We start from the raw sequence: 25,839 nt of genomic DNA, 5'->3' as shown, positions 1-25,839 counted from the left end.
CCAATCATTTCATGGTAACGCTTTCAAATTGTTGTGTGCAAATAAAATTTCTCGGGGAAACGGGAAAAGCACCTCTCCGTAAGCCGTTTAAAACAGCTTTACGGGGAGGTGCATTATTCGTTTTAGGTTGTGTACTCATGCCCCAGAACCAGGAACACACTCGATGTCCATGTGAACGCCCTGTCACGTAGGCCTTCACCAGTCAGCGCGTCGAAATTCTCTGCCATACCACTTCGGCTGAGCATATTGCAGAAGCGGCGGGATACTTCCCGAGCCAGTTCCAGGTCACCAGCTGCGGCTGCGCCTTCCACGAGAAGCATGGTCGATGGTGCCCAGATCGGTCCGCGCCAATACCCGTCTGGTATATAGTAAGGGCTGCTTATGCTCTCGGTCGCCCAACCATTTTCCGTCAGAAAGCGATTCTCCTCCCTGAGCCCTTCCAGAAGAAGATCTCTGATCGGTTCAGGCAGGCGTTTGCCCAGTAGAATCGGAATGAATAACAGCAGACTGTCTCCAGCTGAAGGTTCATGTGTACCTGAACGTAAGGAGATAAATCTATCATCTTTCCAGAAGTGGCTGATCATCTTCTCCAGCGTATCATCCGCCAGCTTTCTCCATTCCGAAGATTCCTTCGTAAGCCCAAGCAACCCTGCAATTTCAGCAAGAAGCTCTGTCTGGATAATCAGAAAGGCAGCTAAATCCGGGCTTTCTACAGGTATTCCATTATTAAATGCTGTGCTGTTATCCCAGCCGGAATCATTACCGTGGTTATACTGGGGGATCCCATCACCATCATCATCACGATACCGGAACCACCATTTCGTCCACTTGGACAATGGACCGTACACTTCACGAAGCTGCGACTCGCGGATAGCATCCGTACGTTGCATCATCCAAGCTAGTGTCCATCCGTGAATAGGAGGTTTGTTGCAGTTCCACAGTTCATATTTATCGTTCACAAAGTCAGGAATCAAGCCACTTTCATCTTGTCGATCAAAAAAGATCATGAACTGGTCCCATGCAAGTTTTGGATCATGACGAACAAGCGCCATCGCATTGAAACAGTGGTCCCAGCTCCATATATTTGTCATCCAGTTCTTCGACATGTACATGGCAGGACGCGTCAGACATCCCTCCGCGGGAACCAGACAGGACCAAGTAATGTAAGCCGCCAGCTCCCGCGCATCCTGCCAGCGATCAGGGATCGCAAGACTACTGTCAAGCCACCGGTTAAACTCAGTCTGAACCGCTTCTACGTCATCATCAAAGGACGCCCATTTTGGCCGAGGCTCCCATACTGTGCGGAACTCCTCAACGGCAAACTCAGCTGTATTCGTGTCCATATCCATACTGAACTCCGCGATTACGCGTGAGCTCTTGATTTTATCCCACGGCACTTCCAGCTTCATGTCGCCTACAAGTCCAGTCAGCATGAATCGGCATTCATGGGTGAAGCTGTTCACTTCCCAGCTGTTCTTATTTACCTCATATGCATAATCATAAGTTGACGGGATAAAGGTCAACCTGATCCCGCACCCTTTCGAGCGGAAGCGGACCGTGCGGCTATCCGAAATACAGATTTCAGCAAAGATTGCGGGCTCTGATGAATTCAGCCGGACAGTTTCTGGAGAAGCTTCTGCCGTGAATGGAATCGTCTGATTCTGCTGATCCAGCAGTTCAATACGGAACGCTTCGCCAAATTTATCATCCCCACCCCGTACAGTTCGAAGATAGAGGCCCTGCTGTCTATTCTTGCTTTCAGGCAGAAGAGAGACTGCAAGGAACGACTCTCTGCGGCTGAAGGGTACAATGTTCAGGTCAAATTTCATGATCGTCCTCCTTCAACAAGGAATAATACGCTCTAATTGTAAACCGCTGCTCAAGGAACAGGAACGTCCAGGTGTCTTCGCTAAAGAGGGGAATTTGTTGGTAATGGATGAATCGGGTGGTTATAGGTGTCTTTTTGTTAGAGAATTGGGGAGAAAGTGTTAGATATAGAGGGAATAGAAAGAGCCCATGAATCAGGTCGTTATCGGACCTTCTCACGGACTCTTGTCTTTTTTATCATGAATTAAAAGTGAAAGATGGGTTCATTTTGCATGTTGGATCATTTTACTGCATTTCGATTAGGCAACTGAGTTAGATAACTATTGGATAAATGAAGGAGATCCAATGCCCGTTCATACTCTTCCTTCGTAATATAGCCAGAAGAAGTTGATTGCTCTGCTGAAATTACATCCTGTCTTCCCGCATTCGCAAGAGAGTAATGGGTTCCATCTCCATATCCCGTCGCAGGAACGAACAGTGAAGCATCGTTCAATACGGAACCGGAGGGCAGATAATAGCGCTCTGGCAGCAGATTATTTCCCTCACGCAGCAAATCCTGCCCAAAATGCAGTTGGTTCTGGAGAGAGGCACCGGTCAACCCGGCGATCGTTGGCAGAATATCCACCTGTCCTCCGATCTGTTCCAGCTTAGCTGCCGGGGTGATGCCAGGAGCGGTGACGATGAGTGGAATATTGATCATGTCTGCGGACGTGTATTCCCGACCGTAGATTTCCTGCATCAACTTCTCGTCAGTCCGATCCAGCGAGTAAATCGGCAGACCCAGATGGTCCCCGTAAACGACCAGCAGGCTATTTTCCCATAGTCCGCGTTCCTTAAGTCCCTCGATAAACTGCCCCACAGCCTGATCGGCATAATGCTGGGATACAAGATAATCCCCTGGCAACGTATTAACATACCGCTCCGGCAACGTCAGACTCTTCTTATCTTCTGGTAAATGGTAAGGATGGTGTGCAGACATGGAAATAATTTGTGCGTAGAAGGGTGATCCTGAATCCTGCATGGCCTCCAGTTTATCCAGTGTCTTGCTGTACAACACTTCATCCGATGCCGAGAAGGCGATGGAATCTTCAGTTCCAAAATAATTAATGTCATAATAATGGTCGAATCCAAGCGCCCTGTACAACTGATCTCGATTCCAGAAGTGCACATCATTCGTATGGAAAGTGGCTGTCTGGTAGCCGTTCGCTGACATCAATCTGGGCAGACTTGGGAGCTCCTTATTGGCATAGACGGTAGCTGCGGCCCCGTTGGGTGGCGTGTAGAACGATGTATTCACCACAAATTCGGCGTCCGACGTATTGCCCTGTCCCACTTGCTGATAAAAGTTGGGGAAGTACAGGCTCTGTGCAGCCAATTGATTCAGATGGGGTGTAACCTCCTGTCCATCCACCTGCAATCCGATCAGGAAGTTCTGGAATGATTCGAGCTGGAGGACAATGACGTTACGTCCTTTGGCTGCGCCTTGCTCTACAACAGCAGGCAATGCTGTCGTTTGTTTAATCTCGTCGATATGGTCCTGATCGATCTTATCGATGGGTACGGGCTTATCAGGGCGGTCAGCCAGAATGGTATACGCTTCATAACCGAGAATTCCCATCTGCTCCGCTTGTGTAATCTCGCTCATGCTCGCCCGGTTAGGGTATATGTTGAGCATGCAGAGCACCATGGACAGCATCAGGATGACCGAGGCAATCCGTCTTCTGGCGCGTCGTTCCAGCGGCATTCTGCCCAAACGTTCGGTCACGCCGAGCTTGATCCGGCGACGAATGAGTATCCCTGCAATAACCAGAATATCCGCAAAAATAAACAAATAATACGGATCGAGCAAAGAGAACATGCTGCTCTTGACCGAGGTTACCTGATTCACCTGTGCGAGGGCGTGATAATTGACAATGACACCATAATATTTGTAGTACATAATGGCTGCGAAGAAGATACCCGACAGAATCAGATCTAGCCCGAGGTAAAGCCACATCCGGCGTTTCGCTGCGAACCATTCAATCAGACAGAAGCAAATCCAGATCAGCGGCAACTCTGTCAGAAGCGGTTTCCAGACGGGGATGTCATCGAAGATTACAATCCAGGCCAGAGAGCTTTTGATCATCATAATAACGGTGAACACTATAAACGGTCCGCTTAGAAACCGGGTGAGTGAATTGCGTGACAAGTTACCGCCTTCCTTCCTTTCCGAAGTTTCATTTAACAAGTATTATGCTATCTCATGGCATGTTGTGTCAAAAAGTACCCAACTTCATAACCGGCTCGCCTGTTTAGGAATACTAAGAACAGAGAGCAGAGCATGGGGCCATTCATAATCTCGAATATGCAAACAACCCCTTCCAATGGAAGAAGAGGCGGAAAGGGCTGTTAATTGAAAGTTTAATGATGCTTGCCCAACGTGCAGCATGATATCCTGTAAATTATATACCCAATTAAAAGCCAAAGTTTCCCTTTGGATTATTCAATAGTGAATGCGGTGATGAAAGACGGTCTTGGGAACATGGCAGGCTTCTGTGCTGTCAGCCCCTCACTCGTGCTGCGGTTGCGGTGGGGGGAGTCCAATCTGCTGATTGGCTGGTTTGAGCACTACTTTTCGTGATAAAGTATAAAGACTACAATCAGAACGGGTGATCGCATGACAACCGCAATTCGAATATCAGTCAGGCCTTTGGTGGAATATGTGTACCGCAGCGGCAGCATACGTCCAGGGTTTCGTACGAATGCATCGATGCAGGAGGGAACCCGAATACACCAGCGGGTGCAGAAAGATTACACAGAAGAGGATCTAAAAGAAGTGGTTCTCGAAGTGGAGCTGCAACATGGCGACTTAACCTACGTGGTGGAGGGCCGATGCGACGGGTTGATTCGTCTGGATGGCCAGCTGACGGTGGATGAGATCAAATCAACTGCGGGAAACCTGGACGATCTGGGCGATGGGGCCCCTGTACACTGGGCGCAGGCTATGATGTATGCCTATATGTATGCTGTTCAGCATGATGAACCCCGTATGCAGGTACAGCTTACATACGTGCACACCGTGAGTAATGAAGAAAGACGGTTTCGTCGGATGCTGGAACGGCAGGAGCTTGAACAGTTTGCGGCAGAGCTGTTGGCTGGCTATGCGCCATATGCAGAGATGATCGTGGCCTATGAAGAGAAGCGAGATAGAAGCGTTCGAGAGCTGCCCTTTCCTTTTCGCAAATATAGAGAGGGACAGCGCAAGCTGGCAGGAGCGGTATACAAGACGATTCGTGAGGGGCAGGGACTGATGGCGAAGGCGCCAACGGGTATTGGCAAAACGATGTCCGTACTGTTTCCCACGGTCAAGGCCATTGGTGAAGGGGAAGCCAAGCGATTGTTCTATCTGACCGCAAGAACGACGACGCGTGTTGCGGCAGAAGAGGCTTTTGCCCGGATGCAGGCGGAAGGATTGAAGATGCATGTGGTCAGTCTGACCGCGAAGGACAAGATCTGTTTTAAGGAAGAAGAAGCCTGTGATACGGGACAATGTGGCATGTGTGAAGGGTATTATGACCGTATTAATGGGGCCGTGCTGGATATGCTGGAACATGAGACGTTAATGACACGCCCGGTTATTGAACAGTACGCACGCAAGCATCGGGTATGTCCATTTGAATTTTCACTGGATGCTGCGTATGCAGCGGATGCAGTGATCTGCGATTATAACTATATTTTCGACCCGCGTATCTCTCTCAAACGCATGCTGGAGGAGCAGAAACGCAAGACGGTTTTACTGGTCGATGAGGCACATAATCTGGTTGATCGGGGCCGAATGATGTTTTCGGCTGAGCTGGAGAAGGCGGTCTTTCTGGATGTCAAAAGGGAGTTCCAACCGCTGGGCAACCGTGTGCCCGCCGCCAAAGCCATCGCTGATCGTACGGGTGCCATCGACAAATACCTGATCACGCTTCGCAAGAACGGTGGAGATGAAGGAAAAATATTGCAGCAGGAAGCACCCGAGGAACTGATTGAACTGCTGGAGCCTTTTGTCATGGTTGCAGAGCAATGCCTTGTAGAAGGGGGTTCGGGTAATGCCGAGACGGATGAATTGCTGCTGGATGCTTATTTCACCGCACAGAATTTCTTGCGCATTGCCAAGCTGTACGATGAACGCTTCATTACCTATGCAGAATGTGTGCGAAGTGAAGTACGAGTGAAGCTGTTCTGCCTTGATCCATCCGTGCTGCTGCGCCAGACGGCCAAAGGATTCCGTTCCACGATTCATTTCTCTGCGACATTGTCACCACTCGGCTATTACCGGGATATGCTAGGTGCGGAGGAAGAGGATTATACCTTACGTATCCCTTCGCCGTTCCAGCGGGAACAGCTTGATGTGAGATTGCTGCCATTATCGATTCGCTATCGGGATCGTGAAGCTTCGAGGCAGCCCATTGCCAATATGCTGCGCCAGTTGGTTGCCGAGTGGCCCCATAGCAACCTGCTCGTCTTTTTCCCTTCTTATCCGTATATGCGCGAAGTACACGGGACGTATATGGAACAGCCTGGCGAGGCAGAAGTCGTGATGCAGGAGCAGGGCATGAGTGAAGAGGAACGGGAGGCGTTTCTGGACGCGTTCCAGCCACATCCGGAACGAACACGATTGGTATTTGCCGTTATGGGCGGTGTATTTTCGGAAGGTGTGGATCTGCCGGGTGATCGTCTGAACGGTGTTGTGGTGGTTGGGGCGGGACTTCCCCAGATTGGTCTGGAGAACAACGTACTCCGTGATTATTATAGTCGGACAGGGCGCAATGGATTTAATTATGCTTATGTATTCCCCGGCATGAACAAGGTATTGCAGGCAGGTGGCAGGCTGATACGTACGGAAGAGGACAGAGGTGTGCTGGTGCTGGTTGACGATCGATTCACCCAGGAACCGTATCGTTCATTGCTGCCCGAAGAATGGCAGGACTACACACGAATTTTGCCCCAATAATGATAATGATATGGAATTGAACTACACATTCTGTCATGTAAAGAACGATAGCAGGTTTTTTCAGTTTTCTTTCTCAGTATGATTGAAGGATAGGCCGAAAAGGGTATTACTTGGATAGCATACGAACGAACAAGGACGATATACATCCGTACCGTGGTCCGCTTCGAAAGCAATCAAGGAGGTCGGTTGGGAATGAAGAGAAATCATACGATGATGCAGTTTTTTGAATGGCACCTGGCCGCAGACGGAAACCACTGGAAGCGATTGGCCGAAATGGCGCCAGAGCTGAAAGCCAAAGGTATCGACTCCGTGTGGGTGCCTCCGGTGACGAAAGCCATATCTGCTGAGGATACTGGTTACGGCGTATATGACCTGTACGATCTGGGCGAATTTGACCAGAAGGGCAGCGTGCGCACTAAATATGGCACCAAACAGGAACTGGTCGAGGCAATTGCCGAGTGCCAGAAGAATGGCATTTCCGTCTATGTGGATCTGGTAATGAATCATAAGGCAGGTGCGGATGAGACCGAAGTCTTCAAGGTGATTGAGGTCGATCCCAATGATCGGTTGAAGGAAATCTCCAAACCGTTCGAGATTGAGGGCTGGACCAAATTCACATTTCCGGGTCGCGGGGATCAATACTCCTCTTTCAAATGGAACGCCGAACATTTCAACGGCACCGACTTTGATGCCAAAGAAGAACGAAGCGGTGTGTTCCGCATTGCAGGAGAGAACAAGAACTGGAATCAGAATGTCGACGATGAGTTCGGCAACTATGATTACCTGATGTTCGCCAATATTGATTACAATCACCCGGATGTCCGAAAGGAAATGCTGCAATGGGGAAAATGGCTCATCGATACGCTGCAATGCAGCGGTTTCCGACTGGATGCGATCAAGCATATCAACCACGAATTCATCAAGGAATTCGCAGCTGAGATGATCCGCAAACGCGGTCAGGATTTCTACATCGTAGGTGAGTTCTGGAACTCCAACCTGGATGCGTGTCGTGAATTTTTGGACACCGTAGACTATCAGATTGATCTGTTTGATGTGTCCTTGCATTACAAGCTGCATGAGGCCTCGCTGGCGGGCAGAAATTTTGACCTTTCGAAAATTTTCGAGGATACGCTGGTACAGACCCATCCTACCCATGCCGTAACATTCGTCGACAACCATGACTCCCAGCCGCATGAAGCACTGGAATCCTGGGTTGCGGACTGGTTCAAGCCCAGTGCGTATGCACTGACGCTGCTGCGCCGTGACGGATATCCTGTTGTCTTTTATGGAGATTATTACGGTATAGGTGGACCCGAGCCTGTAGATGGCAAAAAGGAGATTCTGGACATTCTATTGTCAACTCGCTGTCATAAGGCATACGGGGAGCAGGAGGACTACTTCGATCATCCGAATACCATTGGCTGGGTGCGCCGCGGCGTGGAGGAAATCGAAGGCTCTGGCTGTGCGGTTGTGATCTCGAACGGAGAAGATGGCGAGAAACGAATGTTTGTTGGCGAGCACCGTGCTGGCGAAGTCTGGACCGATCTGACGCATAGCTGTGAGGATAGCATTACCATTGGGAAAGACGGCTGGGCCACCTTCCATGTATGTGGCGGGGGCGTCTCCGTATGGGCTCTCCCGGATCAGGGTGAGCAGGGAGAATAATTTAGATATAACAGTAAGCAAAGAGGGTGTCTCGTTGCCATGGAATCAGGCTTCGAAGATACCCTCTTTGGGTTAACTTCGTTTTTAGGAACGGTTCCCCATATTTCGTTAAATTAACTGACTTACTTACACATCCAGTTCAAACGATTCCAGCGTGCCCACCATTTGCAGATCATGCTCTTGGTTGAACTGTGTCCGTTTGTCAGCATCCGCGTATTCATCGTGATAGTGCATCAGCACGGTTTTCTGTCTCACTTCGGCAGGCAGCTGCTGCAGATCCTTCAATGAAGTATGGGATTTGATCACCAGATCATGCATATGACATTCATGGAAAATGAGCTGCACGTCAGCGGCATTCTGTTCCACCCGTTCCTGATCCAGTGTGCTGTCCGCACTATAGTAGAAGTAGGGTTTTGCAAGAAGGCCATTGCTGACCATGCCCGGCACATGCTGTGTTCGAAAAGTTTCAAACGTCACGCCCCCCAGTTCAAATGTGCCTCCATCCGGTAAAGGTACGATATCGTAATAGTCGCTCATCGTGCGCTCCCCATCTGTGGTATAGCGCATGCCTGGAGATAAAATATTCCATAACGGATCAATCAACTCTTCGTGGATAAAAAGACGTGGCTTACGATTGCCCACAATCTGTGAATAATATCCGAGCATCTGTACTCCGTTAATATGATCTTCATGCAGATGGGTAATAAACACATTGTGGATTTCCGTCATAGAAAAGCCATATTCCTTTAATGCTTTTGCATTGGATTCAGGAAAATCAATAACCAGATGGGTGTCGCCGAATTCGGCCAGCATACTGTTGTGGTATTGCTCCACGCTGAACATGTCTCCTGTACCAAGAAATGTTATTTTCATCCATTCCATCTCCTTCTATCAATCTTCAGATCAGTATCAGTGCGATTAAATTCAGTATACCTTGTTCCAGGAAATATGCCTAAAGCAACCTTTTTTGATAACGCTATCATTTTATATTGAACTTTGTGGGCAAACAGTGTAGCGTAAAGATTGGGAAGTGAACCCATATGAACGTAAACTCACCTAAAGGGAGCGTGTGAGGCGAATGAAGTCTTTTCTGGATGAACAATTTCTGTTGCACAATGAAACGGCGATCAAGTTATATGAGGACTATGCAAAGGACATGCCGATTATGGACTATCACTGCCACCTCAGTCCACAGGAGATCTACGAGAATAAAGCCTTTAGCAATATTACGGAGGCCTGGTTATACGGTGATCACTACAAGTGGCGGCTCATGCGCGCAAACGGAATTGAGGAGCGGTATATTACGGGTGGAGAAGGCGTAACTGATTACGATCGTTTCCTCGCTTATGCCAAAACCGTGCCGATGATGATTGGTAATCCGCTGTATGCATGGTCTCATCTGGAATTGCAGCGTTATTTCGGTGTCTATGAAGTATTGAATGAGACGAGTGCCCCGGCCATCTGGGAAAAGGTAAATGCCAAACTGAACAGTGAAGGTTTCGGTGCGCGTGATCTGATTACCAAATCCAATGTCACCGTGGTATGCACAACCGATGATCCATGTGATTCCCTGGAATATCACCTGAAGATTCAGGAGATGGAAGGATTCAATACCGCTGTGCTGCCTTCATTCCGTCCGGATAAAGGGCTGGAATTGAACCGCGATACTTTCTCGGAATGGGTAGGCAAGCTGTCCCAGGCAGCCGGAACGGCGATTTCTGATTATGACTCATTCCTTGCTGCCCTAGAATCCCGGGTGGAGTTCTTCCATTCCGTAGGTGGCAGAGTATCGGATCATGCACTGGATTATGTACCTTTCGGTGTGGCTACACGGGAGGAAGCAGGAGCTATATTTGCCAAGGCTCTCGCAGGGCAGAAGGTTAGCCGTGAGGAAGAGGACAAGTACAAGACGGTAACATTGACTTTCCTCGGCAAACTGTACGCAGATCGCGGCTGGGTGATGCAGTTCCATATTAATGCTGCCCGCAACAATAACAGCCGGATGTTCGCACAGCTTGGTCCGGATACCGGTTATGATTCCGTAAATGATACGCCGCTTTCTTCTGCGGTGATTGGACTGCTGGACGCATTGGAGCAGGAGCAGGCGTTGCCCAAAACGATACTGTATTCCCTGAATCCTCGGGATAATGAAGTGCTCGCTGCGATTATCGGCAGCTTCCAGGGCGGCGGTATTCCAGGCAAAATCCAGTTGGGTGCAGCCTGGTGGTTCAACGATACAAAGGACGGCATGCTCGCTCAAATGAAGGCGCTGGCGAATGTTGGTCTGATCAGCCGTTTTGTCGGCATGCTGACCGATTCCCGCAGTTTCCTCTCGTACACAAGACATGAGTATTTCCGCCGCCTGGTCTGCAATCTCATCGGTGAATGGGCCGAACAGGGTGAGGTACCGCATGATATGGAAATGCTTGGACAGATCGTTCAAGGCATCGCCTACAACAATGCGAAGGCGTATTTCCCTTTTGCATCCACACTGAAGACGGTCTCTGCTTCGCAATCCTGATCCGGTAAAATTTAAATGTTTCCTCGATTCAGATCACCTGTCTCTTTCGAGTAAACCAAATGCTCCCTTCAAGTCGTCAGGCTTAAAGATCAACCTGATGACTTGAAGGGAGCTTCTTTATGTTATAGTTCGTACCGATGGTCCCATATCTATTCCAGTTCAGACAGCAGCTTTGCGTATAGAGCGGATGCTTCGGGAGAAGGGCCTGTACCGATTTCCCGAAGCAACTGACTCGTAAAATGTGCGTATTGCTCGATCAGCGCCTCTTTGTTCTTCTGTGTAGTTAACGCCTGCAAGAGCAGCATTAATGATTCCTCGTCTAGTTCGTTACGAGACAGCAGCTTCTTGAGCAAAAGGGTGGCTGAGCTGATGTCGCGTACTCTCATCAGGGCCAGACATAATCGACGGGTTAACGAGGTATACACGATTGATAAACGCTCGATTTCGCTCCAGGCCCAGGTATAGACATTATCCCCGAATAAATCGCCCACATATAATTGCTCCAGTGTCCGCGCCTGCTCAATGTCTTCCTCGGATTGAATGACAGAAAGCATCTTGCAACCCTCTTCAAAACGAAGAAAATCTACTGTGATATCCGTCAAATTCAGGGCGTAATGGTTGTTGTCTGTGTGAAGTACTTGTTTCAATCCGTACGCATCCAGCAGTTTACGCAGTTGATAGACCGTCGTATTGAGATAGACTTCCGCATTTTTCTGTGGCATGCCCCCAAAAATATTTTCAATTAGACGTGCTCTGGACACAAGCCGGCCTTTATGAATGAGCAGATATGCGAACAGTTCTGCACTTTTGCTGGATTTCCATTTCGTTTTGATTCCTTTGGGACTCTGAATCTCAATTCTCCCCAGCCCATTGAATTCGACAGATTGAGCCTGTGAGACTTTCGTGGTCTCAGCTACCGGGCTTTTACGCCATTCCTCAAGTGCCCGATGAACAGTCTGTTGAAGTCTATTTTGATCCACAGGTTTAACCATGTAGTCAAAAGCGAAGACATCAAAAGCGGATAAGGCATATTCCTTGTGGGAGGTTATAAAGACGATTCGCGTCTGTTTGCCCAGCTTTCGCAGCCCTTCAGCAAATTCGAGCCCGCTTTCCCTGGGCATGTTAATATCTACAAAAATCAAGTCTACCTCATGATCGGCCAAGTATGCTGTTGCGGCCGTAGTATCCAGAAATGCGCCCACAATCTGGACCTTCTCGATCTTGGCCAGCATTTTTTTCATAATGAGATGCATGGCCTTCTCATCATCCACCAGAATGACTTTCATGCCCCAATCCCCGCTTTCATTGAGAATAGTGGCTGAGCCGCACCAGGTTCAGGAGGAACCGGAACGGAAAAGTAGAAATTGCTGCCCTGTGAGAGTTTGCTGTCAAACCAGATTTCGCCCCCGTTCAGGCGCACGAACTCTCTGCACAGATTCAATCCAAACCCGATCCCTCGTTCTCCAGCAGTTCCTGTGGCAGATATCGGATATTCGTCCTGAAGGAGAGAGTGTGCATGTTCATCCGAGATGCCTTCCCCGGTATCACTTACGGATACGACAATATGCTGGTCCACCCGATTAGCGTTCAATGTGATTCGTCCACCCAAATTCGTAAATTTAATGCTATTGGATAACAGATTTCGAAGGATCAGATCGAGCATATCCTTGTCTGCATATACGGAGATTCCCGGCGATATGTTAGAAATGATCCGAATCTGCTTATTTTCACTGCGCAAGCGAAGCAGACGTATGCTCGCTTCAACGGAATGGGTCAGGTTCCGCTCCACGGGATGAAAGACCTGGCCTCCGCTCTGACTACGGAACCATTCGAGCAATCCCTCCACCAAGGCGAACGTATTCTGGATCTGTTGTCTCATCTCCTGAACAATCTCCTCCGAATCCCCGCCGAAGTCCTGTATCTCTTCTTCAAGCAAATCCATCAGATTGACAAGTACGGCAACGGGATCACGAATATCGTGAGCGACCACATTGAACATTCTGTCCTTGAATGTGTTCAATTCAGTTAATTTTCTGGCATTATCCTGAAGCTTATCTTCTGCCCGGATGGCTTCAGTCACATCGCTGAGCAGCATCATTTTGCCGATGTGTTTCCCGCCTCGGTGAGTTACCAGAGAAAAATGTACATTATACAACTTGTTACTTTGCACGCCGGATAGCCGAACCTTGCTGGCAAAAGAGGGTTGCTGGATCAATTTCTCCAATAGAAGTGGGTAATCCGCAAGGACAAGACTTGCGGGCTGACCAATATGTTTGGGGTGCAGTCCCTCAATAACTCCACGTGCAGAGCGATTGAAACTGGTTAAGACGTGGTCCAGATCAAAGACAATGACAGCATCCTGCATGGACTCAAACACCTTTTGCCAAGCCAGCGGAGCCAAACGAAACATGTTGAATTGAAAGATTCCCCACATAAAGAAGACACCCGAGATGATAAATCCAAAAGGTGAGATATCGATTGGTGAATGGAGGACACCACTTAAGTAAACAAGAGAAAAACCGAATGGCCCCCAGGAGCCAAGAATCATCAGCGAGATTTGCTTTTTCATGCGTGGTATAGCACGTCGGAACATCTGTACAAGGAAGAAAATACCCATAAAAAACAGCGTGTAGGAAAATAGGACATGAACCTGATATAGGGGTCCTTTCTCAAAAGAGAACAGAGGAAAGCCTGCGGAATTATCGATCGTCATACTCTTGTAGTATAGGTGATGCGACTTATTGGTGATATGTGCGATAAACGTAAGGAGAGGTACAATGAGCAGCAATAAAACGTTACGCATGCGTACCCAGGCTTCTCGTCCCGTATATTGCAGCACCATAAGAAAGAAACAGATGGGACCGAGCAGAATGCCGATATATTCGATTCGGAGCCAGAATTGGATCTGATCCAGGCTTCCGCTAACGATCTCAAATGCGTACCCGAAAGTATAAAAAGAACTGACAAACATCCCGAGGCCGTAACTAACAGCAATGGGCAAATTTCTTCTTTTGTAGGAGAGGTAAGCCATCATTAAAGAACAGCAGGTTGCAGCCATCAATAGTGCAGATAAGTACAGATTATAATTCATAGATGAGCCGCCTTTAATCAAGTCATATTCTTGCATGATATGCATCCAATTTTAGCAGAAATAGAATCAAAAACATATGTGTTTGAAAGGGGGATTTACATTTTTTTGTTTGAAAAAAAGTCCACTCTGCCTTCGAGAGGCCGAGCGGACTGATGTGATTCCGGACTTATTGGATGGATTTCAGAAGTGCACCAAGTTCGGGATTGGTCTGGAGCACTCGTAGCATAATCGTCAGTGCTTCAGCACGGGAGGCGGAGTCTGCGGGATGGAACTGTCCTTTTCCGTCTCCTGTGATGATTCCGGCTGCAGCAGCCTGCTGAAGCTGCTCTTTATTCCAGGTCTGTTCAAGGTCCGTGATGACAGGGGCTTCCGTCGTGATTACATTCCTCAGATCCATAATGCGAGAGATGATGGCGATCATCTCGGAACGCTTAATCTCCTGATTTGGCTTGAATGTGCCGTCGGGGTAGCCCGATAATATGCCCTTACCTTGCAGGGAGCGAATGGAAGCTTCGGCCCAGTGACCGGATACGTCACTCATTGCACTGCCCTGGCTACTCGATAGATCGAATACTTTGGCGATCAGCGTTGCAAACTCGGCACGTGTGATACTGGCGTTCGGGTGGAAGGAGCCATCGGCATAACCTGTTACGACTCCCAGCTTCACGAAGGTATTTACTGTTGATGCAGCCCAGTGCTTACTTGTATCCGATAACTGTACAGCAGGATTAGACTGTGCTGCTTTAATTTTTTGGTTAAGGCTCGTCATAAGGTTATCCAAATTCACGACTTGCTCGTTGAATTTCGCTCCTGATACAGCGTTTGGTATCGTTGTTGGCTCGGGAGTCGGCTCCGGTTTTACCACAGGAGTTGGTGCTGGTGTTGGGGCAGTGGTCGGCGTTGAGCTTGAACCGCCACCTGAACTACCTCCAGTACTTCCTCCAGTACTTCCACCTGTGTTGCCTCCTGTACCCCCATTGTTGATCGCGGTAATCTCAATGGTTTTGGTTCCGAACACGCCTGAAAGATCTGCTGCTTTGGCTTGAACCAGAACGGTTCCTGCGGAAGTTCCAGTCAGCATTCCGTGCGTATCAATGGTCGCTTTGCCAGTTCTGTTCTGTACTGTCCATACGACTGAAGAATTCGTTGCATCAGCTGGCAGAACATTCGCGGTCAATGGAATGGACTGGCCCGCTTGTACAGAGGTGTTTCCTGTTACGGTAATGGAGTTCACGAGAACAGGTGTAACCGTGATCTCAACGTCACCCAATACTTCGCTGCCATCTGCTGCTTTGGCTTGAACCAGAACGGTTCCTGCGGAAGTTCCAGTCAGCACTCCGTTCGTATCAATGGTCGCTTTGCCAGTTCCGTTCTGTACTGTCCATACGACTGAAGAATTCGTTGCATCAGCTGGCAGAACATTCGCGGTCAATGGAATGGACTGGCCCACTTGTACAGAGGTGTTTCCTGTTACGGTAATGGAGTTCACCAGAACGGGAAGTGGCGTGATCGTAACTCGAACACTGCCGACGACTCCACTACCATCCGTTGCAGTAGCCTGTACCAAGACCGTCCCTGGATCTCCGGCTGTCAGTACACCTGACTCTGAGTCGATGGTTGCTGTTCCTGTTTCATTGGTGACAGACCAGGTTACGGCAGGGTTAATTGCGTTCGCTGGGGTCACCTCTGCATTCATGGACAACGTTTGGCCCGTTGGAATCGAATTGGCGACGTTCGTGCTGTATACCTTGATATCGGACACGACATGAAAGAGATTATCCGTCAGAAGCTTAGATCCGGAATACACACTAATTTTTTTATTGATTTGAGGAGAATTGGCTTGAATAAGGAATGTGACGTATCCGTTTGTCGTATACCAGGAAAATGCTCCATTAGCTGTCATTTGTCCGCTATTCGGCCGTGGATTGGTGTTATAAAACAACACGTTCGAAGTATCGCTTTTCAAAAAGATTTCGGTCTGACCATCCACAAGATCATCTTGACCGTCATATACGCTAAGTGTAACACTTGCGTATCCAGGATGAGAGGCATCCATCTTCGGCGCTTCGGTGAAATCCACACGATGAGCGGACATGGAAGGTTTTGTGTTCGCAATGGCGTCGATATTCAGCTTAATATCTGAAAAATCACTTGAGTCATAGGAGTATTGCGGTACCCATGCGATGTCGTTGCTTTCAATATATCCACCGACCGTTAATTTACTATTATCGAGTGGAACGGTAACGGTTGTTTCCGCTTCGGGATTTGGAACGTCAGCTACAGTTCCATCCGCATAACGGATATAAAGCTGTTCGTCTGCATTTGGCTTATCATTCTTAAAAACAACCTTTGCGGAAGAGTAGTTTCCCACGCAACCGCTCAGCAAAGCTGCAAACAAAGCCAGCAGCACCCCTGTTTTTCCTATTGTAAACCTGTTCATTTCGAACCTTCATCTCCTTCAAATTGTGACTAATTGCTTTTAAAACAAGTATATCTACTGCCAATGACGGGAAAATGACAAACCCAACACCCCAAGCCTAAGTAGCCTCTTGGGGTGTTAAATTTATATATAAATTTGTTGTTTGACTTTCAACTTTCACAAGAATATACTTAGTACACCTAATTAATTGAATGGCTATTTAATTGAGATGCTATTTAATAGATATCCTATGGTGTTGGATCTCTATGGAATGATAACGAAAATAAGAGGGGGGACAATAATGACTGGTATAGATCCGGTCGCCCAGAAGGTTTTATACTCCATCATGCAGTTTAGTAAAGGCAAATGGAGGCAGCATAAACCTCATGGGCGCAATCATAATGAAATTATGGTATTGGGCAGTTTACTCCACGGCATGCATCCTGGAGAACGGTTGAACTGGAAGGACAATCCGCCTGATTTCAATGACACAATCCAATCGAATCATCCAGGACTGAAAGTATCGGAAATCAGTGCTTTGTTGCGCGTAAAATCACCGACGATTACTCCTGTCATTCGAGGTCTTGAGGATGAGGGACTGGTCAAGCGAACTATGGACCCCGAGGATCGACGGGCAGTTCGCATCACCATTACCGACGCAGGCCGAGAGATTATTCGAGCTGCACATGAGGAGCGAATGCAAACATTCAACCAGCTCGTCGAGCATTTGGGAGAGGAAGACAGTCTTCAATTAGCGGAGTTGTTGACCAAGGTGTACACCTTTTTTGATACATTGGTTTCCCAACAGACGGATACGTCCACACAAGGAGATGATAAGCCATGATGAAATTGTTTCGCATGCTGAAGCCGTACCGAATCCCCATTTTCTTTATTTTGGGTCTGGTGCTGCTGCAGTCATTGGCTGAGCTGTACTTGCCAACCCTGATGGCGGATATCGTCAATGACGGTATCGTAAAAGGGGATGTTCCTTACATCTGGCAGATTGGCGGCTGGATGCTGGTAATCGCCATTGGAGGCACAGCCTGTTCCGTAACAGCCAGTTATCTGTCCTCCCGTACAGCGGGTGGATTTGCCAAAAAACTGCGCAGCAGAGTGTTCCGCCATGTGGAGAACTTTTCGTTACAGGAATTCGATAAATTGGGTACAGCATCGCTGATTACCCGTACGACCAATGATATAACGCAGGTTCAGAACGTACTAACGATGATGCTGCGCATGATGGTTATGGCTCCGATGATGTGTATCGGTGGTATCTTTATGGCTGTATCCCAGGATGCCAAATTATCGACCATCTTCCTGGTGGTCCTGCCTGTGCTGGCGGGAGCCATTGCACTGATTGGTGCGAAGGGTCTGCCTTTGTTCAAACAAATTCAGAAAAAGCTGGACCGACTTAATTTGGTATTGCGTGAGCAACTAACAGGGATTCGTGTAGTTCGTTCCTTTAATCGCGGGGAGCATGAGCGTGTTCGTTTTAATGGAGCCAATACGGATCTGAGAGACGTTTCCATTAAAGTGAATGTACTCATGGCAACATTAATGCCTGTCATGATGCTGGTTATGAACTTTTCTATGATTGCGATCCTTTATTTTGGTGGACAGCGGATTGACAGCGGCAATATGGATATTGGTTCATTGATTGCCTTTATTCAGTATGCGATGCAAATCATGTTCTCTCTCATTATGGTCTCCATTATCTTTGTCATGATTCCAAGAGCTTCGGCTTCGGCAGAGCGGATCAACGAAGTATTGGATATGCATCCGGATCTCAGCAACCCAGAGCAGCCTCGAAATATGAAATCGCTGCAAGGCACCATTGAATTCGACAACGTGACATTCCGTTATCCGGGTGCAGAGAATGCTGCTTTGTCAGGCATTTCATTTACGGCACGCCCGGGTGAGACTACAGCCATTATTGGCGGTACGGGCTCAGGGAAATCCACATTACTTAGTCTTATCCCACGTTTTTATGATGTAACCGAGGGTACTGTACGGGTGAATGGTACGGATGTGCGTGAGCTTCGGCAGGAAGATTTGCGGGCCAAAATTGGATTTGTACCGCAGAAGGCGGTTCTTTTCACCGGAACGATTGCGGAGAATATTCGGCACGGGAAGGATGACGCCACGATGGAGGAAATTGTGCGAGCCGCTCAAACGGCCCAGGCAGAGAACTTCATTACGGAGATGAAAGACGGTTACGACAGCGTCATTGCGCAGGGAGGTAACAACGTATCCGGTGGACAGAAGCAGCGTTTGTCCATTGCACGCGCACTCATTCGCCGTCCGGAAGTATATATTTTTGATGACAGCTTCTCGGCTCTCGATTTCAAAACCGATGCCAAACTTCGTGCTGCCCTGAAGACTGAAACGACTGAAGCAGCAGTGCTTATTGTGGCTCAGCGTGTAAGTACGGTGATGGATGCGGATCGTATTCTGGTGATGGATGAGGGACGGATTGTCGGTTCAGGAACACATAGAGAGCTGCTGGAGCACAATGAAGTGTATCGCGAGATTGTATCCTCCCAGCTGACAGAGGAGGAGATCGCATGAGTGAACGTACAGAACGCAAGTCACCTCGTCCCCCTGGCGGGCCGGGTCATCCCGGAGGCGGAATGGGCATGCGGCCTCCTGTGGAGAAAGCAAAGGATTTCAAGGGTACACTGCGGCGCTTGATGCGTTATCTTCAGCCTCATAGCTATCGTTTGCTGGGTGTGTTGGTTGCTGCAATTCTAAGTACCGTGTTCAGCATCATCAGTCCGAAGGTTATGGCGGAAGGGACCGATATTCTCAGTCAAGGCGCTATTGCCATCCTTCAGGGAGTGCAAGGTGCCGGGATTGATTTTCCTGCCTTGATGAAAGTATTGTATCTGCTTGTGGGACTCTATCTGTTTAGTGCAGCTTTCATGTACATTCAGCAATATCTGATGGCTGGTGTCGCTCAGCGAGTTGTGTATGACATGCGTGAGCAGATCAGTGCCAAGGTTGGACGTCTGCCACTGAAATATTTTGACTCCCGTACCCATGGGGAAACCTTAAGCCGGGCGACAAATGATGTGGACAACATCAGTAATACGCTCCAACAAAGTTTGGCACAGTTCATTACGTCTGTAGTCACCATTGTCGGAGTTATCATCATGATGCTGACCATTAGTCCATGGATGACCCTCATTACCATTTTGACACTGCCATTAAGCGTAGTTGTTGTAATGCTGGTGGCATCCCGTTCGCAAAAGCACTTTGCAGGCCAGCAAAAATCACTTGGTGAATTGAACGGGCATGTCGAGGAAATGTACACCGGACACAAGGTGGTCAAAGCCTTTGGACGGGAAGAGCATTCGGTAGAACAGTTCGAAAAAGTGAACGAAGAACTGTATGAATCCGGTTGGAAAGCCCAGTTTATCTCGGGTATTATCATGCCGCTGATGACGTTTGTAGGTAACCTTGGTTACGTGCTGATCTGTGTAGTCGGTGGGATCTTTGTTACGCGTGGTGCCATTTCCATCGGGGATATCCTTGCATTTACACAGTACTCCCGTCAATTCACTCAGCCGATCAACCAAATCGCCAACATCTCGAATATCATTCAGTCCACGATCGCTTCGGCGGAGCGGGTATTTGAATTGCTGGATGAAGAGGAAGAAGTTCCGGAGTCTTCAAAACCGGTACAATTGCAGCAGCCACAGGGTGCCGTTGCATTCCATGGTGTGAATTTTGGATATAAAGCGGATGAGTTACTCATTCATAATATGAATATTGATGTAAAACCGGGACAGACGGTAGCCATTGTCGGGCCTACTGGGGCGGGGAAAACGACCTTGATCAACCTCCTGATGCGTTTCTATGAAATTCAGGACGGCCAAATTACGATTGACGGCGTTAATATCGTGGACATGGAACGCGGTAAGCTGCGTAGCCTGTTTGGGATGGTGCTTCAGGACACATGGCTGTTCAACGGAACGATCCGTGACAACATTGCCTATGGCCGGGAAGGTGCAACGGAAGAGGAAGTCATCAGAGCGGCCGATGCAGCCCATGCCGATCACTTCATTCGTACCTTGCCTGATGGATATGACACGGTGCTGAATGAAGAAGCATCGAACATTTCCCAAGGACAGAAGCAATTGCTGACCATTGCGAGAGCGATTCTGGCGAATCCGGCCATTCTGATTCTGGATGAAGCGACGAGCAGTGTCGATACGCGGACTGAAGTGTTCATCCAGAAAGCGATGAATGATCTGATGAAGGATCGCACCAGCTTTGTCATTGCCCATAGATTGTCCACCATTCGTGGTGCCGACCTGATTCTTGTCATGGATCATGGTAACGTCATTGAGCAGGGCAATCATGAGGAGTTAATGGCCAAACAGGGCTTCTATGCCGATCTGTACAACAGTCAGTTCACGGAGCAACAGCCGCAGGCGATCTAATAACTGACAGCGTTAAAAATAGCCGGGCACCCTCTGGGTGATCCCGGCTATTTATCGTGAATGGTGTGATGCAGGGCAAGAAGCAGTGTATCATGCAATGCAGTGTACGATGTCTCATCTCCCAACGCTAACGAATCGAGGGCACCTTATATCGGGGATTAGCGTGGGATGCCAGAGCTAACGAACTGGAGACACGCTAATCCCACGAAATTAGTAAAAAGCGGCGAAAGGGAGCACAGAATGAGGAAATAAAGCGTCTGAGGTTCGTTAGACCGCAGAAATGGTGTTATTTGGCCCAATAGCGTGTGCTCGGTTCGTTAAACGTTCGTCCACAGATCATCATCATACTGAGGTTGCAACAACAGAGCAAAAGATACGATGCAGTCTAGAAGATAGTAACAACGAAAAGGGACGAAGCCATGTGAACCATAAAATGTACCCTATAAGATGGACACTTTAAAAAGGTCATCTTATAGGGTCTTTTTTGTGTACAATGAATAAAAAACGAGCGGTGGTCAAAGTGGATGTCTAAAAAGTTATTTACAACTCAAGAGCAAGCTCAGTTAAGAACAAATCCCTATGTGAAAAATGTCAGTGCTAAAGCCATTACATATACGGATGCTTTTAAAGAACGATTTATTCAAGAGTATAATCAAGGTAAGTTTCCAAGTGAGATTTTTCAGGAGGCGGGCTTTGCCATTGACGTTTTGGGGGCAACCCGGATTCGAAAGGCTTCCAATCGATGGCGTGCGGCTTTTCAGGAACAAGGACCTGCAGGATTAACAGACGCTAGAAAACACGCCTCAGGACGTCCTCTGACCCGCGAATTAAGTCTCGAAGAAAAATATGCCCGTTTAGAAGCGAAAATGAAATGGCTTGAAGCGGAGAATGAATTCTTAAAAAAGCTCGATCAACTCGAAAGGCAGATGAGAAAAAAGAAATTCAATTAAGTACGTGGCAAAAATTCGAACTGATTCAACAGATGATGAGGGCATACCCTCTCCAGCGAAAGGTGCATGTTCTATGTGAAATCGCCGGGGTCTCACGTTCGGGCTACTATCGATATCGTAGTGAAAATGCTCAATTACATCGTCAAAAACAGGAACAAAACGATGAAAACGTCAAAGCGATTCTTCTGAAAGCCTACCGTTACCGGGGAAGGAAGAAGGGAGCTCGTCAAATCAAAATGACGCTGGAGAACCAATATGGAGTTACATACAACCTCAAGCGTATCCGTCGAGTCATGCAAAAGTACAACATCGTTTGTCCGATTCGAAAAGCCAATCCTGCACGACGTATGGCCAAAGCCACTCAAGAGCATCGAACCTGTCCCAACACGTTAAAGCGAGCCTTTAAGCCAGGGGTCGCCGGTCAAGTTCTCTTAACCGACATCACGTATTTAACCTATGGGAAAAACAAGCGGGCCTATCTGTCCACGATAAAAGACGCCGAAACGAATGAAATTTTAGCCTATGAAGTCTCTGCTTCACTTGGTTTGGACATTGCGATCGACACGTTGAAACAACTCAAGAAACATCGCCATCTCACCTCGGATGCCTTGATTCATTCGGATCAAGGATTTCACTACACCAATCCGAAGTTCCAAAAGCTTGTGAAAGAAATGGGGCTAAGTCAATCCATGTCACGTAGAGGAAACTGTTGGGATAACGCTCCACAAGAATCATTCTTTGGGCATTTTAAAGATGAAACGAATTTCAAAACGTGTATGACTTTGGAAGAAGTTACGCAAGAAGTGAAAAGCTACATGATCTATTACAATCATTATCGAGGTCAATGGAACTTAAAGAAGCTGCCGCCTGCGCGTTACAGGCAGCAGCTTGAGGTGGCCTAACCTTTTTTTAATTGTCCTTTACAAGGGGTACATTTTACCACTGCTGCGTCCCTTTTTGTTGTCTAGGTTCTTCATCTTATCCACATACGATGTTCCAAGAGTCTTATAAGATAATCCAATTTTGTCATATCGGCACTGTATAACCGAAATTATCACGACTCATTTATTTACTTTCTTGCTGATCGTCAGGCTCCTTCGCAGGTACATCTGCGAAGGAGCTGGAGGACGTCTTCACTTCCACCTTCGCGTCACCGGTAGCTTCCTCAAGCGCAGAAGGCGCTGGTTCACCCGGTAGTAATTCACGCTGCTCGATCATGCGTTTCACAACTTCATAACAGTCCTCGATATGTTTATTCCCGACATAACGCATCGCCGTGAAGCTGAGTGCGGCAGCCAGCCCCTGACCTGCAAAAGGGACAAATTTGGCGACCGATTTGGTAGCTACGCGTACCCCGACTTTTTTCAGCACCTGTACCACCAGTTCTTTGGTTACCATACGTCCGATGATTTTACTTCCGATGGACATGACGAACCCGTAGATCATGGATTTGGTCTCAGGGTCCATACCATCAAGCTGCTTTTGCGATAATCCAAATTTATTATTAATGGCAGGCAATAGCTGCATGAGCATCCCCACATCGGCCAGTACGTCTGTACCGGGAAGAGGAACGAGTGTTGAACCGGCTGAAGCGGTGGCTCTCTTTTTGACCATGGTACGGCATTCCTTGCGAACTTGCTCCAATTGTTCCAACGTTGACGGAATCATAGGGAATCCCTCCATTCGTATATGGTATAGATATAACCGTTTTGACTCGTTTTGAATGGTGCTTTCTACAGTAGAAATTGGTGACCCTGGTATAGAAGTGTAAGTAACCTTTTTTCTCAACCATACGTCTAGTAAAAAAAGGAAATCAGTGAATAGCTTTGACGAGTATCTGAGTACTACGGATGAGGAGGGATTACGATGCATACACGGTTAGGGATACTGCTGTTATTATGTTGTATAAGTGGGCTGATCATTACAAGCTGTTCATCAGAGGAGGACCCGGACAAGATGGAATCCAATTCGAATCAGGAGCTATCCCAGACAGAACGAAATGCTGCTCTCAAAGAAATCAAACCCGAAAGAGTCCAAGCCATGAACGCCATGGGGCTGCGCATCCTTCAACAGATGAGCGCAAAAGAGAAGGCTGGCGGGAATAATCTGCTGATTTCACCTTACAGCATTGCGGCGGCGATTGGCATGGCATATAACGGTAGCATAGGTGAGACCAGGCGAGAGATGGCAGAGGTCATGGGCTGGTCGGGGATGGAAATGGACCGAGTGAATGCTTCTCAAGCGGCTTTGCAGCAGTTGTTGACCCATCCGGGAAAAGGCATACAGATCGGTGTAGCGAACTCCATGTGGACGAAGAAAGGAATTCCGGTAGAGGAAGCATACCAAACAACCATACAGCACGCTTATGATGCCGAGATCAGGACGTTGAATGAACAACCGGCACAAGCAAAGGAAGAGATCAACCAATGGGTGAAGCAGCATACCGAAGGCATGATCCCAAATTTGATGCAGGAGCCTCCTGGAGATGAAGCTCTGATGATTCTGGTGAATGCTATTGCATTTGATGGAAACTGGATGGATGAGTTTAACCCGGAGTACACGACTGACGACGAGTTCAAGCCGGCAAGTGGAAAAGCCCTTTCTGTGCGGATGATGCATCAGTCGAGGCAGTTCCACTACACGGAGAATGAGGATTGGCAGGCGGTTAGACTGCCCTACGGAGAAGGACAGATGTATCTACTCGTCGTTTTGCCGCGAGAGGGTCATACGTTGGAAGAGGTCCATCAGCAGTTGCTGGATGACCCGAAAAGACTCGATACCGGTTCTGAATACAGGCTGGTTGAGCTGTCCTTGCCACGTTTTCGTGCAGAGTATGGCTTGAACCTGAAAGAGGTATTGCAACGGCTGGGTATGGAAATGGCCTTTGACCCTTATGCCGCCAATTTCACGGATATGATTACTCCCGGACCGAACTTGCAAGCATACATTGGTCAGATACTTCATCATGCAGTGATGGAGGTTAACGAGCAAGGTACTGTAGCTGCTGCTTCAACAATGGTGGGAATGGAGGCCGGAAGTGCTCCGCCAACTGATCCGGCGAAGTTTGAGGTGAATCGTCCATTTATGGTCGCTGTAGTAGATGAGGCTACAGATGCATGGGTGTTTGCTGGATCTATTTATAACCCGGAACCACTTGAGGAGAAATAAGCGCAGTAGAGCAAACCTTCCAAACCGTTCTTTCATGTGATGGATGGGCCGGAGTCAAACGATACGAATGGATTTAAATATATAGATACCCAGCGAGCTGTCACGCTGGCCGATCATCTGACTTTTCTGACCGCGGACGGTTACTGCTCCGCGGTTTTTTCTTTTTAAATGGGCAAATAGACTAATCGTTACCTGTCTGACGGGGGGTATGGCGTTCACGGAATTCATCCTCCAGTATGCTCATCTGAATGGCATCGTGATATTGGTGATTATAATAGAAAGCATCCCGCTTCACGCCTTCGCGCTGAAATCCGAGCTTCTCATATGTATGAATAGCACGTGGATTAAAGGCATATACTTCAAGTTCGATTCGGTGCAGATTGCAGATGCCGAAACCATAATCCAGCATGAGAAGCATAGCTTCGCTTCCATACCCCTTTCCTTGGTGCTCAATGTTATCAATGGCGATCCGAATGTGCGCACTGCGATTCTTGGCGTGCATGTCCATTAGGGCAATATCCCCGATGACCTGGTCATTTTCCTGTAAGGCAATCAGCAGCAGCAACCGCGAGTCATCCTGGGCCGCGTTTTCGATGTAGCGTTCTACTTGGGTACGGGTAAAGCTGTTTTGTGTTCCGGTGAGTCTGCGCATCTCGGGGTCAAACAATCCGGGAAAATAGGTATCAATGTCAGTTGGTTCAAGCGGACGCAGATAGATGCGCTTCGTTTCCAACAGACGTGGGATTCGTTGGGATGGTGTTGGTTGGGACATGGT

The 25,839-nt window shown here is 48.1% G+C and carries 17 protein-coding genes; 9 read left to right on the top strand and 8 right to left on the bottom strand.

Going from position 1 to position 25,839, the window contains the following annotated elements:
• Positions 1-122: 122 nt before the first annotated feature.
• Complete coding sequence (locus JNUCC31_RS12530) at positions 123-1,829, bottom strand: amylo-alpha-1,6-glucosidase (RefSeq protein WP_192271544.1); 1,707 nt, start codon at positions 1,827-1,829, stop codon at positions 123-125.
• A gap of 278 nt (positions 1,830-2,107) precedes the next feature.
• The gene (locus JNUCC31_RS12525) at positions 2,108-4,015 is read right to left on the bottom strand and encodes an LTA synthase family protein (RefSeq protein ID WP_488656257.1); all 1,908 of its coding nucleotides are present in this window, start codon (positions 4,013-4,015) and stop codon (positions 2,108-2,110) included.
• A gap of 285 nt (positions 4,016-4,300) precedes the next feature.
• On the opposite strand from JNUCC31_RS12525, the gene JNUCC31_RS33280 reads away from it, so the two are divergent.
• From JNUCC31_RS33280 to JNUCC31_RS12515, 3 genes are all read left to right on the top strand, one after another.
• A complete protein-coding gene (locus tag JNUCC31_RS33280) occupies positions 4,301-4,447 on the top strand; it encodes a hypothetical protein (RefSeq protein WP_228469632.1) in 147 nt (48 codons plus the stop codon).
• Positions 4,448-4,483: 36 nt separating this feature from the next.
• Positions 4,484-6,805, top strand: coding sequence for a helicase C-terminal domain-containing protein (locus JNUCC31_RS12520; protein ID WP_192271542.1), 2,322 nt, complete (start codon positions 4,484-4,486; stop codon positions 6,803-6,805).
• Between the two features lie 192 nt (positions 6,806-6,997).
• The gene (locus JNUCC31_RS12515; RefSeq protein WP_192271540.1) at positions 6,998-8,470 is read left to right on the top strand and encodes an alpha-amylase; all 1,473 of its coding nucleotides are present in this window, start codon (positions 6,998-7,000) and stop codon (positions 8,468-8,470) included.
• Between the two features lie 126 nt (positions 8,471-8,596).
• Here JNUCC31_RS12515 and JNUCC31_RS12510 read toward each other — a convergent pair whose 3' ends face one another.
• On the bottom strand, positions 8,597-9,343 hold the full coding sequence (locus JNUCC31_RS12510) for an MBL fold metallo-hydrolase (protein WP_192271538.1): 747 nt from the start codon (positions 9,341-9,343) through the stop codon (positions 8,597-8,599).
• A 205-nt stretch (positions 9,344-9,548) separates the two neighbouring features.
• On the opposite strand from JNUCC31_RS12510, the gene uxaC reads away from it, so the two are divergent.
• Entirely contained in the window at positions 9,549-10,991 is a 1,443-nt protein-coding gene (uxaC, locus tag JNUCC31_RS12505) for a glucuronate isomerase (RefSeq protein WP_192271535.1), read from the top strand.
• Positions 10,992-11,140: 149 nt separating this feature from the next.
• On the opposite strand, the gene JNUCC31_RS12500 is transcribed toward uxaC, so the two are convergent.
• The 3 genes from JNUCC31_RS12500 to JNUCC31_RS12490 form a co-directional block, all read right to left on the bottom strand.
• Entirely contained in the window at positions 11,141-12,277 is a 1,137-nt protein-coding gene (locus tag JNUCC31_RS12500) for a response regulator (RefSeq protein WP_192271533.1), read from the bottom strand.
• Positions 12,274-14,082 carry a sensor histidine kinase gene (locus JNUCC31_RS12495; protein WP_192271531.1) on the bottom strand — a complete coding sequence of 603 codons (1,809 nt, stop codon included), beginning with the start codon at positions 14,080-14,082 and terminating at the stop codon, positions 12,274-12,276. The genes JNUCC31_RS12500 and JNUCC31_RS12495 overlap by 4 nt, the downstream gene beginning before the upstream one ends.
• A 166-nt stretch (positions 14,083-14,248) precedes the next feature.
• Complete coding sequence (locus JNUCC31_RS12490) at positions 14,249-16,522, bottom strand: S-layer homology domain-containing protein (RefSeq protein ID WP_192271529.1); 2,274 nt, start codon at positions 16,520-16,522, stop codon at positions 14,249-14,251.
• 280 nt (positions 16,523-16,802) lie between these two features.
• Between JNUCC31_RS12490 and JNUCC31_RS12485 the strand changes: the two genes are divergently transcribed.
• The 4 genes from JNUCC31_RS12485 to JNUCC31_RS12470 all read left to right on the top strand — a co-directional run bounded on the left by JNUCC31_RS12485 (position 16,803) and on the right by JNUCC31_RS12470 (position 22,798).
• The gene (locus tag JNUCC31_RS12485; protein WP_192271527.1) at positions 16,803-17,345 is read left to right on the top strand and encodes a MarR family winged helix-turn-helix transcriptional regulator; all 543 of its coding nucleotides are present in this window, start codon (positions 16,803-16,805) and stop codon (positions 17,343-17,345) included.
• A complete protein-coding gene (locus JNUCC31_RS12480) occupies positions 17,342-19,069 on the top strand; it encodes an ABC transporter ATP-binding protein (protein WP_192271525.1) in 1,728 nt (575 codons plus the stop codon). Before JNUCC31_RS12485 ends, JNUCC31_RS12480 begins: the two co-directional genes overlap by 4 nt.
• A complete protein-coding gene (locus JNUCC31_RS12475) occupies positions 19,066-20,946 on the top strand; it encodes an ABC transporter ATP-binding protein (protein WP_192271523.1) in 1,881 nt (626 codons plus the stop codon). The genes JNUCC31_RS12480 and JNUCC31_RS12475 overlap by 4 nt, the downstream gene beginning before the upstream one ends.
• A 524-nt stretch (positions 20,947-21,470) precedes the next feature.
• Positions 21,471-22,798 (top strand): IS3 family transposase gene (locus tag JNUCC31_RS12470; protein WP_416234357.1). Its coding sequence is split into 2 segments (ribosomal slippage): positions 21,471-21,840 and positions 21,840-22,798, totalling 1,329 coding nucleotides; the frame shifts between segments, so codons are not numbered across the junction.
• A 163-nt stretch (positions 22,799-22,961) separates the two neighbouring features.
• Here the strand turns inward: JNUCC31_RS12470 and JNUCC31_RS12465 are convergent.
• A complete protein-coding gene (locus JNUCC31_RS12465) occupies positions 22,962-23,564 on the bottom strand; it encodes a hypothetical protein (protein ID WP_192271521.1) in 603 nt (200 codons plus the stop codon).
• Positions 23,565-23,762: 198 nt separating this feature from the next.
• Between JNUCC31_RS12465 and JNUCC31_RS12460 the strand changes: the two genes are divergently transcribed.
• Positions 23,763-25,064 carry a serpin family protein gene (locus JNUCC31_RS12460; protein WP_192271519.1) on the top strand — a complete coding sequence of 434 codons (1,302 nt, stop codon included), beginning with the start codon at positions 23,763-23,765 and terminating at the stop codon, positions 25,062-25,064.
• Between the two features lie 181 nt (positions 25,065-25,245).
• Here JNUCC31_RS12460 and JNUCC31_RS12455 read toward each other — a convergent pair whose 3' ends face one another.
• The gene (locus JNUCC31_RS12455; protein WP_192271517.1) at positions 25,246-25,836 is read right to left on the bottom strand and encodes a GNAT family N-acetyltransferase; all 591 of its coding nucleotides are present in this window, start codon (positions 25,834-25,836) and stop codon (positions 25,246-25,248) included.
• Positions 25,837-25,839 lie beyond the last annotated feature (3 nt).

The sequence above is a fragment of the Paenibacillus sp. JNUCC-31 genome (assembly GCF_014844075.1).
Taxonomy (GTDB): Bacteria; Bacillota; Bacilli; order Paenibacillales; family Paenibacillaceae; genus Paenibacillus.
Note: the sequence above shows the minus strand (reverse complement) of the source record. Positions and strands in the feature narration are given on the sequence as shown.